Source organism: Nocardioides sp. Z22_16, assembly GCF_058134365.1.
Map to the genome: position 1 here is coordinate 282,948 of NZ_JBYTTI010000005.1, position 13,227 is coordinate 296,174.

At 69.7% G+C, this 13,227-nt stretch carries 10 protein-coding genes; 7 read left to right on the forward strand and 3 right to left on the reverse strand.

Features of this window, described 5'->3' with window-relative positions; translation table 11 throughout:
• The first annotated feature begins 6 nt into the window (after nucleotides 1-6).
• The 3 genes from AC3X7R_RS16475 to AC3X7R_RS16485 all read left to right on the forward strand — a co-directional run bounded on the left by AC3X7R_RS16475 (nucleotide 7) and on the right by AC3X7R_RS16485 (nucleotide 6,347).
• Complete coding sequence (locus tag AC3X7R_RS16475) at nucleotides 7-285, forward strand: Lrp/AsnC family transcriptional regulator (protein WP_489966762.1); 279 nt, start codon at nucleotides 7-9, stop codon at nucleotides 283-285.
• A gap of 135 nt (nucleotides 286-420) precedes the next feature.
• Nucleotides 421-4,740 (forward strand): hypothetical protein, encoded by a 4,320-nt coding sequence (locus AC3X7R_RS16480; RefSeq protein ID WP_489966763.1) that lies wholly within the window; start codon nucleotides 421-423, stop codon nucleotides 4,738-4,740.
• A 149-nt stretch (nucleotides 4,741-4,889) separates the two neighbouring features.
• On the forward strand, nucleotides 4,890-6,347 hold the full coding sequence (locus AC3X7R_RS16485) for a hypothetical protein (protein WP_489966764.1): 1,458 nt from the start codon (nucleotides 4,890-4,892) through the stop codon (nucleotides 6,345-6,347).
• Here the strand turns inward: AC3X7R_RS16485 and trpD are convergent.
• The 3 genes from trpD to AC3X7R_RS16500 are packed head-to-tail and all read right to left on the reverse strand — an operon-like array spanning nucleotide 6,336 to nucleotide 8,729.
• On the reverse strand, nucleotides 6,336-7,367 hold the full coding sequence (gene trpD, locus AC3X7R_RS16490) for an anthranilate phosphoribosyltransferase (RefSeq protein ID WP_489966765.1): 1,032 nt from the start codon (nucleotides 7,365-7,367) through the stop codon (nucleotides 6,336-6,338). The two genes, AC3X7R_RS16485 and trpD, sit on opposite strands and share 12 nt — an antisense overlap.
• Nucleotides 7,368-7,372: 5 nt before the next feature.
• The gene (locus AC3X7R_RS16495; RefSeq protein WP_489966766.1) at nucleotides 7,373-7,792 is read right to left on the reverse strand and encodes an Rv3143 family two-component system response regulator; all 420 of its coding nucleotides are present in this window, start codon (nucleotides 7,790-7,792) and stop codon (nucleotides 7,373-7,375) included.
• A 13-nt stretch (nucleotides 7,793-7,805) separates the two neighbouring features.
• A complete protein-coding gene (locus AC3X7R_RS16500; protein WP_489966767.1) occupies nucleotides 7,806-8,729 on the reverse strand; it encodes a cytochrome c oxidase assembly protein in 924 nt (307 codons plus the stop codon).
• Between the two features lie 122 nt (nucleotides 8,730-8,851).
• Between AC3X7R_RS16500 and ctaE the strand changes: the two genes are divergently transcribed.
• The 4 genes from ctaE to qcrB are packed head-to-tail and all read left to right on the forward strand — an operon-like array spanning nucleotide 8,852 to nucleotide 13,225.
• Nucleotides 8,852-9,499, forward strand: coding sequence for an aa3-type cytochrome oxidase subunit III (gene ctaE / locus AC3X7R_RS16505; protein ID WP_489966768.1), 648 nt, complete (start codon nucleotides 8,852-8,854; stop codon nucleotides 9,497-9,499).
• Between the two features lie 35 nt (nucleotides 9,500-9,534).
• The gene (qcrC, locus tag AC3X7R_RS16510; protein ID WP_489966769.1) at nucleotides 9,535-10,407 is read left to right on the forward strand and encodes a cytochrome bc1 complex diheme cytochrome c subunit; all 873 of its coding nucleotides are present in this window, start codon (nucleotides 9,535-9,537) and stop codon (nucleotides 10,405-10,407) included.
• Complete coding sequence (qcrA, locus tag AC3X7R_RS16515) at nucleotides 10,404-11,486, forward strand: cytochrome bc1 complex Rieske iron-sulfur subunit (RefSeq protein WP_489966770.1); 1,083 nt, start codon at nucleotides 10,404-10,406, stop codon at nucleotides 11,484-11,486. The genes qcrC and qcrA overlap by 4 nt, the downstream gene beginning before the upstream one ends.
• Nucleotides 11,483-13,225, forward strand: a complete 1,743-nt coding sequence (gene qcrB, locus AC3X7R_RS16520; RefSeq protein WP_489966771.1) for a cytochrome bc1 complex cytochrome b subunit — start codon at nucleotides 11,483-11,485, stop codon at nucleotides 13,223-13,225. Before qcrA ends, qcrB begins: the two co-directional genes overlap by 4 nt.
• The last annotated feature ends 2 nt before the right edge of the window (nucleotides 13,226-13,227 follow it).

Here is a 13,227-nt window from a genome sequence, read left to right on the forward strand (position 1 = left end):
GCCTCCATGATCACCGCCATCGTCTTCGTCAAGGCCGACGTGGCCAGGATCCCGGAGGTCGCCGAGGCCATCGCGGCCCTGGACGGCGTCAGCGAGGTCTACTCCGTCACCGGCAAGATCGACCTGATCGCCCTGGTGCGGGTCTCCCAGCACGAGGACGTGGCGCGGGTGGTGGCCGACCAGCTCAACAAGGTGGCCGGCGTCCGGGAGACCGAGACGCACATCGCCTTCCGCAGCTACTCACGCCACGACCTCGAGGCGGCCTTCTCCCTCGGTCTCGACTGACCTCTCCGCGCCGCTGTCCGGTCGCACACTTTTCCCCCATTCGCCCACGCGTGTCCCGTCCGCGCCCTAGCGTGCCCTTGAAGACACATCCGGGTCCGAGCGCGCAGTCGAGCCTCGGCATCAGTAGGGGCACGCATGCAGGTCATCTCCCACCGTCCGTCGTCGTGGCGCCAGGTGCTCGTCACGCTGGTGACGGCCGCACTCGTCAGCAGCCTCGCAGTCCTGGGGCCCGGGCAGGTGGCCCCGTCGTCGGCCCAGCCGCCCGGCAGCCTCATCCCCGCGGGCGACGTGCTCAGCGACACGCCTACCCTGACCTGGACCCGGGTCCCTGAGGCCAGCAGCTACCGGGTGGAGGTGCTCAACGGCTCGGGGAACGTGCTGTGGGGACTCGACACGGTCCAGCGACAGGCGGTCCCGACCGTCCAGCTGCCGCGCAACCTGCCCCTGACCTGGCGGGTCCGCTCGACCGTGCGAGGAGCCCTGAGCGACTGGTCGAGCGCCACCTTCACCCTCTCCGACCTCGCGGCTCCCACCCCGACCGCTCCCGGGTCTGCTCCCCTGAAGCAGCCGGACGAGCCCGTCGTCCTCTCCTGGACAGCCGTCCAGGGCGCCATCGAGTACGTCGTGGAGATCAGCACGGACCCGCTCTTCACCGACGAGCGCGCGATCACCACCGTCTCCACCAAGTCCCTCCACCACACCGTCCAGACCCCGGGTATCGAGCGCACCTACCACTGGCGGGTCAAGGCACGGCTCGGCAACGGCATCTTCTCGCGCACCTCCGCGCCGCGCTCCTACACCGTGGTCCAGCTCGACGACGCGACCCGCCGGGCGCCGCTGGCAGGTCCCGACGGTGACGGGGCGGTCGTCGACGACGCCGTCCTGGACTGGGACCCCATCCCGGGCGCCCAGTCCTACGACCTCCAGATCTCCACCGACTCCCGGTTCCTGAGCATCGTCCACGAGCGGCGCAACATCACCGGGACCAGCTACGCGCGCCCCGACACCCTGGGCAACGACGAGTACTACTGGCGGGTCCGCGGGAAGGACGTCACGGGGTACAGCAAGGACTTCGACAAGAGCCCGATCTGGCGGTTCCGTCGCGCCTGGCCCGACCAGCCGGTGCCTCTCTTCCCGGAGGCGGGGGCAGAGCTCACCGGGGCTCCCATGTTCGAGTGGACCCCCGCACCGCTGGCGAGCCGCTACGTCGTCGAGTTCAGTCCGGACCGGAGCTTCGACCGGGCGGGCGAGATCCGCCGCTGCACCACCGTCCACACCACCCTGGTGCCCCAGGACGCGGCCTCCTGCTGGCCGAACGACGCCGGCACCTACTGGTGGCGGGTCCTGGCCTTCGACGACTTCAGCGGGAATCCCCCCGCGACCGACGCCATCGCGGCCCGCGCCCAGGCCCGTCAGTTCACCTACAGCGCTGAGACGGTCGAGCTCGTCTCCCCCGGTGACGGGCAGACCGTCACCATCCCGACGTTGACCTGGAAGCCGGTCTCGGGAGCTGCGCGGTACCGGGTGACGATCACCCCGCTGGACGGCAGTGGCGCCCAGGCGTTCACCACGGCCTCGCTGAGCTGGACGCCCCGGTGGAAGCTCGACCCGGGCAGCTACCGCTGGATGGTCCAGACCGTGTCGGCGAGCGGACGCATGAGCGCCGGCTGGCTGCAGGAGTCCCAGCCGGTCTTCACCCTGGCGGAGATGCCCGCCCCAGGGCCGACCACCCCCACCATCGTCTCCCCCGTCGACGGGGGGGACGGCGTGCCCACCTTCTCCCGGTTCCCCCTGCTGAGGTGGACCGCCACGGGAGGCGACGTCACCCACTACCGGGTCTGGATCCGGCCTGAGGGTCCGGGGGCCTGGCGGGAGGTCCGGGACATCTTCCAGTACCCCGAGGGCCAGGACGCCGGAGCGGACTTCATCGCCGAGGGGACCTACGAGTGGCGGGTCGAGGCCTACTCCAACGGCGCCGTGCGGGGCACTGCCGACGGCGGCCTCTTCCGCATCGTCACGCTTCCCGACGTCGACGGCCACCGTGCCGCCCTCACCGCCACCGGGCTGCTCCGTGGCGGCAGCGAGACCTGCGCGGCCACGCTGCCGGCCGAGTGCCAGAACCTGCGGCAGACCCCGCTGCTCTCCTGGTCGCCCCAGCCCGAGGCCGGCTACTACAAGGTGTGGCTCTCGAAGGACCGCGAGATGACCGAGGGGTCGGTGCTGCCGGGCTTCCCGGTCAGCACCGAGTCCACCACCTGGCTGACGACCGGCACGTTCGAGGACAGCCAGGCCGGTTCGGCGTACTTCTGGCACGTGCAACCGTGCAAGTACGACGACGTCTGCACCCCGCCGGAGTACCCGGCGCACGCGTTCAACAAGATGAGCAACCCGGTCGACCTGGGGAGCGGCCCGGGGATCGCCTACCCCGTGGCAGAGGGGGCCAGCGTGCCCACCATCCAGGACGACGTCACGTTCCGGTGGAAGGGCTACCTGGAGTCCAACCGGGACCAGCCGCGGGGAGACACCCCGCTGACCACGAAGGCGACCGTGGAGGCCCGGCAGTACCGGGTCCAGGTCTCCACCGAGCCGACCTTCCAGGGCTCGATCCTCGACGACGTCCAGGTCGACCAGCGCTCCTTCACCTCGTTCGCGACGACCTATCCCGAGGGTCCCGTCTACTGGCGGGTCCAGGCCTTCGACGGGAACAACCGCCCCTTGCCGTGGAGCCCGATCCGGGTCTTCAACAAGCGGTCCCCCGCACCCGCGCTCGTCAGTCCGCTGGAGTCGAACCCCGGCGGCGGAGTCGTCCCGGGCAACACTCCCCTGACCTGGACGCCGCTCAACTACGCGGCCAAGTACCAGGTGGAGGTCTACCGGGACAACGACACCAACGCCAGCGACGCCAACCGGGTCTTCAGCGTCGTCACCCCGCAGGTGACCCTGACCAACCTCGCTCCCCTGCCGCGTGCCGAGAAGCCGTACGTGTGGCGGGTGCGCCGACTGGACGCGAGCGACCGCAACGGGGCGTGGAGCGACTGGGGCAGGTTCACCGTGGCGGGCGACGCCCCGGAGGTCACCGGTCCGGCGACCGGGGCGACGGTCCCCCCGCGTGACGGCTACTTCTCCTGGAAGGCCACCCCCGGCGCCGCGACCTACCGGTTCGAGCGCCGTCCCGCCTCCTCCCCCAGCGTGGTGGAGAGGCAGGAGACGACGGCGCTGGCCTGGGCGCCTGCCTCCGCCATCGCCGGTGGCGACTGGCTGTGGCGGGTGACCGCGCTCGACCCGCAGGGGGCCGACCTCGGCAGCAGCGCGTGGCGCTCCTTCCGGGTGGACGCCTCCCCCGCGGCGAGCACCCCCACCCGGATCGAGGGTTCCGGCGCGGTCGGGACCGTCCTGACGGGTCGCGCGCCGAGCTGGAACCTGCCGGGAGTGGTGAACACCTACCAGTGGCTGCGCTCCGGGTGGGAGATCGAGGGAGCCACCGGCACCTCCTACACCGTCACGTCCGAGGACATCGGCCGCCCCGTGACCCTGCGGGTGACCGGCAGGCTCGACGGGTACGACGACGGGGTCAGCGTGAGCAACGCGGTCCCGGGAACCGTCGGCGCCGCGCCGACCGTGACGGTGCCCGCGAGCATCGCGGGGAGCGGACAGGTCGGCAGCGTCCTGACCCTCACGCTGCCCACCTGGGACCAGGGGGGCGTGGAGACGAGCCACACCTGGCTGCGCAACGGTGAACCGCTGCGCGGACAGCACGGACCCACCTACACCGTCGACACCCAGGACCTCGGAGCCGCGATCTCGGTCCAGGTCGACGGCCGCAAGCCGGGTCTGACCGACGCCAAGGTGCTGAGCAACGCGATCACCGGTGTGCTCGGTCCCATCCTCACAGCGACCGCACCGCCCGACATCTCAGGTGAGGCGCGGGTCGGCGGGGAGCTCCGGGCGAACCCCGGCAGCTGGCCGAAGGACACCCGGATCTCCTACCAGTGGCTGCGCAACGGCTCCCCGATCAAGGACGCCACCGGCTCCTCCTACGGGGTGCTCCCGCAGGACGCGGCCCTGGACCTGTCGGTCCTGGTCGTCGCCAAGAAGGAGGGACAGGGTGACGGGACGGCGACCTCCGCCCCGATCAAGATCCCCAAGATGGTCTCGGCCACGCACGCGGTCCTGTCGGCGAAGAAGATCACCCGCAAGGACAGGGCGACGATCACCATCACCGTGAGCGTCGAAGGGCTCGCCGGACCCGCCGGCAAGATCATGGTCAAGGCCGGGCGCAAGAAGCTCGTCCAGGCCGTGCTCAAGGAGAAGCAGGGCGGTGGCGTCACACTCAAACTGCCGCGCCTGAAGAAGCCCAAGAACAAGATCAAGGTGTTCTACGTAGGTACTCCGCAGATCTCGGGTTCCACGTCGCGAGCGGTGAAGCTCGTGGTCAGACGTGGGAAGAAGGGTTGACGGACTGACGGACTGCGGCTTCAGCCCGAGGTTGCCGAGGACATCGCTGCCCGAACACGTGTGCGCCGTCCAGGCGTCAGATCCGTGAATCGGACATCATTGGCGCCAATCCGATCACGCCTCCCAGCGTCTCGTGCGAGGGTGACCCGGTGCCACAGCCCCAGCCCTCGCGTGCCCAGACCTCGCCCATCCTGACGCTGGTTCCCCTGCTGGTCCTGGGCGGAGCCCTCGCGGTCGTGGTCAAGAGATTCGCTGAGCCCGTGACGAATCCGGACACCTTCTTCCACCTGCGCCTGGGGCGGGAGTTCCTGGGGCAGTGGACCCCGTGGGACCCAGGCACCGTGACCCCGTTCGCGACTGCGGAATGGTCCCCCACACAGTGGCTCAGCCAGCTTCTGTACGCCGGGGCCGAGAAGTGGTTCGGCCTCCCGGGGGTCGCCTGGCTGAGCGGCACCGTGGCCATCGCCCTGGTGGCCACTCTCGCCATGGTCTCGCGGCGGTTCGGAGGTCTGCTCGTGGCCGCCCTCGTCACGGGGCTCGCCGTCTTCGGGACCCTCCCGTTCCTCACCTCGCGCCCGCAGGTCGCGAGCTACCTGTTCCTCGTCCTCGTGACGGCTGCCTGGCTCCACGCAGGACGCAACGGTCGGCTCCCCTGGTGGACGATCCCCCTCACCTGGGTGTGGGCCATGGTCCACGGTATGTGGCTCTCTGGGGTCATCGTCGGTCTGGGCGCCGCGCTCGGGCTCAGCCTCGACCGCCGATCAGCACCCCCAGATCGGCGCCTTCACCCCTTCTGGGCACCCTGGCTCGTACCTGTCCTCTCGTTGCTGGCAGCGGGACTGACGCCAGTCGGACCTGCGATCTGGACGGCCACGGCACGCGTGAGCAGCATCTCCGGCTTCTTCACCGAGTGGTCGTCACCGGAGTTCACGGACCCGTCCACGGCGAGCGCCGCGCTCATGTTGGCGATCACGCTCCTCATCCGACTGCGAGACGGCGCCCAGTCCTGGCTCGAGCTCTGCCTCCTCGCCATGGCAGGTGGCTGGATGCTCCTTGCCGAGCGCTCCGTGCCCGTGGCCGTGGCAATCCTGGTGCCCATGCTGGCGACCTCGCTCGGCACTCTCGTCCCCCGCAGACCGGCGGCGCGGTGGGAGGGGACTGCGATAGTCGCTCTGGGGGTCGTCGCCTCGGCGGTCCTCGCCGCCACCGTTCCGTTCACCGCACAGCAGCCTCCCCGAGAGGACAGCGCGGCCTCGCGAGCCGTGACAGCCCTTCCCGCCGGCAGCGCCCTCCTCAACAACTGGGGTCTGGGCGGCACTGACATGTGGCTCTATCCCGACCTCGCGCTGGTGATGCACGGATACGGCGACATGTTCACCGACGCGGAACTGGAGCGGAATCTGGACATCCAGAACGTGGAGCCCGGGTGGGACGAGAAGCTCAGGGCGCTGCCGGTCACCCATGCCCTCCTGCTCACAGAGAGCCCGCTGGCGTACGCGCTCGAGAATGGTTGGGACTGGACCGTGGAAGCACAGGACGACAACGGGGAAACGAGCCTTGTCTATCTAGTGGCGCCGGAGGGGTGGCTCGACGTGTCAGCCGAGTGAGGCGGCGACCCAGCGGTCAAGGAGATCTTCAGCCGCGCCGGAGTCGAGCCCCTGCGCCGCCTTCTCCATGCCAGCGGCGAGCCGCTCGACCGTCGTGCCCGCGCCGTCGTCGTAGACCGCCAGGGCAGCCCCGGCGTTGAGCAGCACCGCGTCGCGCACCGGCCCGCTCCGCCCCCCGAGCAGGCTCCGGACCACCTCCGCGTTGAACGCCGCGTCGCCGCCGCGCAGGGTCTCGACCGGGTTCAGCGACAACCCGAGCTCCACGGGGTCGACCGTCCACCGGTCCACCGTGCCGCCCCGCACGCTCCACACGGTCGAGGTCGTGGTGATGGTCAGCTCGTCGAGCCCGTCGTCCCCCCGGAAGACCCAGGCATCCACGCCACGTCGCGCGAAGACCTCCGCCATGATCGGGGCCATCCGCGGGTCCGCGCACCCGATCGCCTGGGCTGCGGGCCGGGCCGGGTTCGACAGCGGCCCGAGCAGGTTGAAGCTGGTCGCGATGCCCAGCTCGCGCCGTGGCGCCGCGGCGTGACGCATTGCGGGGTGGAAGGCGGCGGCGAAGCAGAAGGTGATCCCGACCTCCTCGGCGATGGCCGCGACGCGTGGCAGGGGCAGGTCGAGTCGGATGCCGAGAGCCTCCAGCACGTCCGCCGACCCGGACTGGGAAGACGCTGAACGGCTGCCGTGCTTGACCACCCGAGCGCCGGCCGCGGCCGCGACGATCGCCGACATCGTCGAGATGTTGACCGACATCGACCGGTCCCCTCCCGTGCCCACGATGTCGAGGAGCCGACCCGGCACCGAGATGGGGTTGCCCGCCGCGAGCATCGCGTCGGAGAGCCCCTCGATCTCGTCGACCGACTCCCCCTTGGCGCGCAGCGCCACCGCGAAGCCCGCGATCTGGGCGGGGCTCGCCTCTCCGGCGAGAACCTGGCCCATGGCCCACTGGGCCTGGCCCAGCGACAGGTCACGACCGGCCACGAGGTCGGTGAGGACCTCTGGCCAGGTGGCGGCCGCCATCGAGGTCAGGCGGTCGCCGGCACGCGCGAGCGCAGCAGTGCCACGACCGACTCCGCCAGCTGGATCGGGTCGATCGGGTGCGGCACGGCCGCCTCGGCCCGGGACCACGTCGCGAGCCAGGCGTCCTGGGGACGACCGGTGAGCACCAGCACCGGGGGGCAGTCGTAGATCTCGTCCTTGAGTTGCTTGGCGATGCCCATGCCACCGGCGGGGACCGCCTCACCGTCGAGGATCAGCAGGTCGATGCCGCCCGCGTCCATGTTGGCGATGACGACCGGCTCCGTGGCCACCTCGACGTACTCCAGCTCGGGGAGGTCGGGGTGCGGACGCCGTCCCAGGGCGAGGATGACCTGCTGACGCGTGTTGATGTCGTCGGAGTAGACGAGCACCTTCAGCGGGGCGGCCTTCGAGGCATTCGAGTCCATCACGTCGCTGATGCTACCCGCCGGGACGGGCCAGCTGCTCGCGCGCCTCCAACCGGTCCAACCGGCGGTCCTCCCGCTCCCCCTCCTTCATCGACGAGCGCGCCCACTGGGCGAAGAGCACCAGCAGGAAGATGATGCCGATGAGGTCGCCGGACGCCCACAGGATGCCGCCGGCGCGGTGCTGGTCGTCCATGGCGTCGGGCAGCCAGGCGCCCATCGGCCCCTCGCGCAGCGCCAGGTACCAGTCACCGGCGAGCAGGCTGCTCTGCCCCATGATCGTCACGCCGAGGAAGGCGTGGAAGGGCAGGGTCAGCACCGTCAGCAGCAGCCGGAACGGGTAGCTGACCCGGCCCGGCACCGGGTCGATCCCCATCAGCGGCCAGAAGAAGAGAGCACCCACGACCACCAGGTGCACGTGCATCATCTCGTGCACGTACGTGGAGCGGAGGCTGGCGTCGTACCAGTCGGTGAAGTAGAGCGCCCACGGCGAGAGGATGTAGAGCCCGAAGACCAGCGGCGGGAAGGAGAGGACCCTCGCCGCCCTGGAGTGCAGGACGGCCAGCAGCCATCCGCGGGGCATCCGCGGCAGGGTGCGCAGAGCCAGGGTGACCGGCGCCCCCAGCGCAAGGCAGAGCGGCACGACCATCGACAGGATCATGTGCTGGACCATGTGGGCCGAGAGCAACGTGGTGTCGTAGCGCGCCAGCCCGGAGGCGGTCGCGAAGAGGAACGACCCCATGCCGAGACCCACGAAGGCCACCGTCCGGCCCCAGGGCCAGGCGTCGCCGCGCTGGCGCAGGCTCCGCACACCGAGGAGGTAGAGCCCACAGACCCAGACCGTGAGCACGAACGGGACGGGCGCGATCCCCCAGTCGGTGAAGACGCGGCCGAGGGTGAACTCCGGTAGCACAGTCGAACCGGATGAGGCAACGAGCATTGCCTCAGAGTACGTGGCGCCCCGTGGCCCACAGCCCACGAGTGCGCCCTCACCGGGCAGCCATGCGGGGAATCGCTCAAACACAGGGGGTAGGGGAGCCATCGGGGACGCCCTCCTACATAATGGCTACCGTGGCGACAGCAACGGCTATTCCGGCATCCCGGCTACACGGGCACCACGACCGACCGAGCATGGTCAGCGTGGGGACGATCATCTGGCTCGCGAGTGAGCTCATGTTCTTCGCGGCTCTCTTCGCGTCGTACTTCACGATCCGCGCAGTGAGCCCCGACCTCTGGGCACAGGAGACGGCGCACCTCAACGTGCCCTTCGCCGCCGGGAACACCACGATCCTGGTGCTCTCGTCCGTGGCGTGCCAGCTGGGTGTCTTCGCGGCCGAGCGCGGCCAGGTCGGCCGCACCGGCTCGATCTTCGCCGTCAAGGGCTGGGGCCTGCGCGAGTGGTTCATCCTGACCTACGTCATGGGCGCCGTCTTCGTCGCCGGCCAGGCGCTCGAGTACGTGGAGCTCGTCCACCACGGCGTGACCATCCAGGACTCCGCCTACGGCACGATGTTCTACCTGACCACCGGGTTCCACGGCATCCACGTGGCCGGTGGCCTCATCGCCTTCCTCTTCGTCCTGGGCCGGACCTACCTGGCCCGCCGCTTCACCCATGAACAGGCCGTCAGCGCGATCGTCGTGTCCTACTACTGGCACTTCGTCGACGTGGTGTGGATCGCCCTGTTCGCTGCCATCTACCTCATCCAATGAGTCTCCCGAACCGGATCTGAAGAGGAATTTGTCACGTGCGTCTCTTGAATCGAACCGCCGGACGGCTCTCCCGGCACCGCCGGGGTCCGCTCGCGGGTCTTGCCGTGCTGCTCCTGGGGCTGGTCATGACGGGCGGGCTCTACTCGGCCTTCGCCCCTGCCACCGCGCAGCAGGCCAGCAGCGACCAGGAGCTCATCGAGCAGGGTCGTGAGCTCTTCCTGGTCGGCTGCTCCTCCTGCCACGGCCTCAACGCCGAGGGCGTCAGCACCGTCCGCGACGGCTACAACATCGGCCCCTCGCTGGTGGGCGTCGGCGCTGCCGCCGTCGACTTCCAGGTCGGGACCGGTCGCATGCCGATGGCCAACCCGAGCCACCAGGCTCCGCGCAAGGAGCGTGTCTACGCCGACGAGGAGATCGACGCGCTGGCCGCCTACGTGGCCAGCCTGGGCCCCGGCCCCGCGATCCCGTCCGAGGAGGACTACAGCGTCGACGGCCTGTCGGAGGAGGAGCGCCAGGAGGCGATCTCCCGCGGCGGCCAGATCTTCCTGACCAACTGCACCGCCTGCCACAACTTCAACGGCTCGGGCGGAGCCATGCCCCGAGGTGGCTACGCCCCCTCCCTCAAGGGCGTCGACGAGAAGCACATCTACGAGGCCATGCTCACCGGCCCGCAGAGCATGGATGTCTTCTCCAACGGCAACATCCCGCCCGACGCCAAGCGTGACGTCATCGCCTACCTGAAGTCCCTCGAGTCCGAGCCCGAGTACGGCGGCTTCGGTCTCGGCGGTCTCGGCCCGGTCTCCGAGGGCGTCTTCGCCTGGGTGATCGGGATGGGCAGCCTGGTCGCGTTCGCGGTGTGGATCGCTGCGCACTCGACCCGCTCGAAGAAGGACAAGGTGGAAGCGTGAGTCACAACGACCACAACGAGCAGAACCTCCCCGCGGTCGAGGGTGACCCGATCGCGGACCCCGGCCTCGCACCGCACGAGTGGCGTCCCACCGACGTCGACGAGCGGGCCGCCAAGCGGGCCGAGCGCCAGGTCGCGACCTTCTTCGGGCTGTCCGCGCTCTTCGCCGTCCTCTTCGTCGTCGCCTACTTCTCGTTCGACGTCGGGGACGACATGGACACGCTGCTGGGCTTCGGCGCCTCCAACGTGACGCTGGGCGCCACGCTGGGCCTCGCCCTGCTGCTGCTGGGCATCGGCATCATCCAGTGGGCCCGCAAGCTCATGGCCGACCAGGAGCTGGTCGAGTACCGCCACCCCGCCCGCTCCACCGACGAGGACCGGGAGGCCGCCGTCGAGGCGCTGCAGACCGGTCTGGCGGAGTCCGGGATCGCCCGGCGCCCGCTGGTCCGCAACTCGCTCCTCGGTGCGATGGGCGCCCTGGGCCTGCCCGCGATCGTGCTGCTGCGCGACCTCGGCCCGCTCCCCTTCTCCGACGACGTGGTCGACCCCGAGAACGGCGGCGGCCTCGAGCACACGATCTGGAAGGCCGGCGAGCGCGTCGTCCGCGACGTCCTCGGCACGCCGATCAAGGTCTCCGACCTGGAGATCGGTGACCTGGTCAACGCCCAGCCCGCCGCGATCTTCGCGGTCGACGAGAACGGTCACCACGTCTTCGAGGGCGCTGCCCTCCAGGTGGCCAAGTCGAAGGCCTCGCTGATCCTGCTGCGCATGGAGCCCGACGACATCACTCCCGGCCCCGGCCGGGAGAACTGGACCGTCGACGGCATCACCGCCTACTCCAAGATCTGCACCCACGTCGGTTGCCCGATCTCGCTCAACGAGCGCATCACCCACCACCTGCTCTGCCCCTGCCACCAGTCGACGTTCGACCTGGCTGACAGCGCCCGGGTGGTCTTCGGACCGGCCGCGCGGGCACTGCCTCAGCTCCCCCTGGCCGTCGACGCCGAGGGCTACCTGATCGCGCAGAGCGACTTCACCGAACCCGTCGGTCCGAGCTACTGGGAGCGTGACTCGAAGTGAGCGTCGACACCAGCAAGGTGGCCACCAGCAATGGCACCACCGCTGCCACCGGCAGGAAGACCGTCAAGCCAGGAGGACTGGCCACCTGGGCCGACGAGCGCCTCGGGATCGCCGGCGCGATGAAGAAGAACCTGCGCAAGGTCTTCCCCGACCACTGGTCGTTCATGCTGGGCGAGATCGCCCTGTGGAGCTTCGTCGTGCTGCTCCTGACCGGAGTCTTCCTCACGCTGTGGTTCACGCCCAGCATGTCCGAGGTCCAGTACCAGGGCTCCTACGACCAGCTGCGCGGCGTCTACATGTCCGAGGCGATGGTCTCGGCGCTGGACATCTCGTTCGACGTGCGCGGCGGCCTCCTGATGCGCCAGATGCACCACTGGGCGGCCATGATCTTCATCGCCTCGATGATGGTCCACCTGATGCGCGTCTACTTCACCGGCGCCTTCCGCAAGCCCCGTGAGCTCAACTGGGTCATCGGCATGCTGCTGCTCATCCTCGGCACGCTCGAGGGCTTCACCGGCTACTCCCTCCCCGACGACCTGCTCTCGGGCACGGGCGTCCGGGCGGCTGACGGCTTCATGAAGGCCGCGCCGGTGGTCGGCACCTACATGTCGTTCTTCCTCTTCGGCGGCGAGTTCCCCGGCGAGGCGATCATCCCGCGGCTCTACATCATCCACGTGCTGCTGATCCCGGGCCTCCTGCTGGCCCTGATCGCGGCGCACATGCTGCTGCTCGTCTACCACAAGCACACCCAGTGGCCCGGGCCCGGACGCACCGAGGGCAACGTGGTCGGCTACCCCATGCTCCCCGTCTACGCGGCGAAGGCCGGCGGCTTCTTCTTCGTGGTCTTCGGCGTCACGGCGCTGATGGGCGGCTTCATGACCATCAACCCGGTCTGGAAGTACGGCCCGTACGACCCGTCCAAGGTGACCGCGGGCTCCCAGCCCGACTGGTACATGGGCTGGCCCGACGGCGCGCTGCGGATCATGCCCGGATGGGAGTCGTCGTTCCTGGGCATCACGCTCTCGTGGAACGTGCTGCTGCCGATCCTGGTGCTGCCGATCCTGCTCTTCGTCGTCGTGCTGCTCCTGCCGTTCATCGAGGCATGGATCACCGGCGACAAGCGGGAGCACCACCTGCTCCAGCGCCCGCGCAACGCGCCCACGCGCACCGCGGTCATGGTGGCCCTGATGACGTTCTACGGCCTCCTCTGGGCGGCCGGCGGCAACGACATCATCGCGATCAAGTTCGACCTGAGCATCAACCAGATCACCTACTTCATGCGGGTGGCTGTGTTCATCGGGCCGCTGATCGCCTTCTGGATCACCCGCCGGTGGTGCATCTCGCTCCAGCGCCAGGACGAGGAGAAGCTCCTCCACGGCTACGAGACCGGGATCATCATGCGTTCGCCCGAGGGCGCCTACACCGAGCGGCACCTGCCGCTCGCTCAGGAGACGCAGTACACGCTCACCGCTCGTGACCGCGACGAGGTCTACACCCTCGAGAGCGACGTCGACGAGAATGGCGTGCCGGCCCCCGGCACTCGTGCGAACCGGCTGCGGGCCAGGCTCTCGGCCTGGTTCAACGGCCACAACGTGCAGAAGCCGACCCGTGAGGAGCTCGAGGCGGCGCACCACCACGCCGAGCACGAGGCCGAGCTGCAGTCGGGGCTCGACCACCCGGCCGACGGACACCAGTTCGACGGTGTCCACGCGGTGGAGGGCGACGAGCTCAGGCACTGAGT

Bases quoted from the DNA above. Each gene is read 5' to 3' on its own strand.
- AC3X7R_RS16475 (WP_489966762.1), top strand. From the start codon at position 7: ATGATCACCGCCATCGTCTTCGTCAAGGCCGACGTGGCCAGGATCCCG.
- AC3X7R_RS16500 (WP_489966767.1), bottom strand. From the start codon at position 8,729: ATGCTCGTTGCCTCATCCGGTTCGACTGTGCTACCGGAGTTCACCCTC.
- ctaE (WP_489966768.1), top strand. From the start codon at position 8,852: ATGGCTACCGTGGCGACAGCAACGGCTATTCCGGCATCCCGGCTACAC.
- AC3X7R_RS16495 (WP_489966766.1), bottom strand. From the start codon at position 7,792: ATGGACTCGAATGCCTCGAAGGCCGCCCCGCTGAAGGTGCTCGTCTAC.
- AC3X7R_RS16480 (WP_489966763.1), top strand. From the start codon at position 421: ATGCAGGTCATCTCCCACCGTCCGTCGTCGTGGCGCCAGGTGCTCGTC.
- trpD (WP_489966765.1), bottom strand. From the start codon at position 7,367: ATGGCGGCCGCCACCTGGCCAGAGGTCCTCACCGACCTCGTGGCCGGT.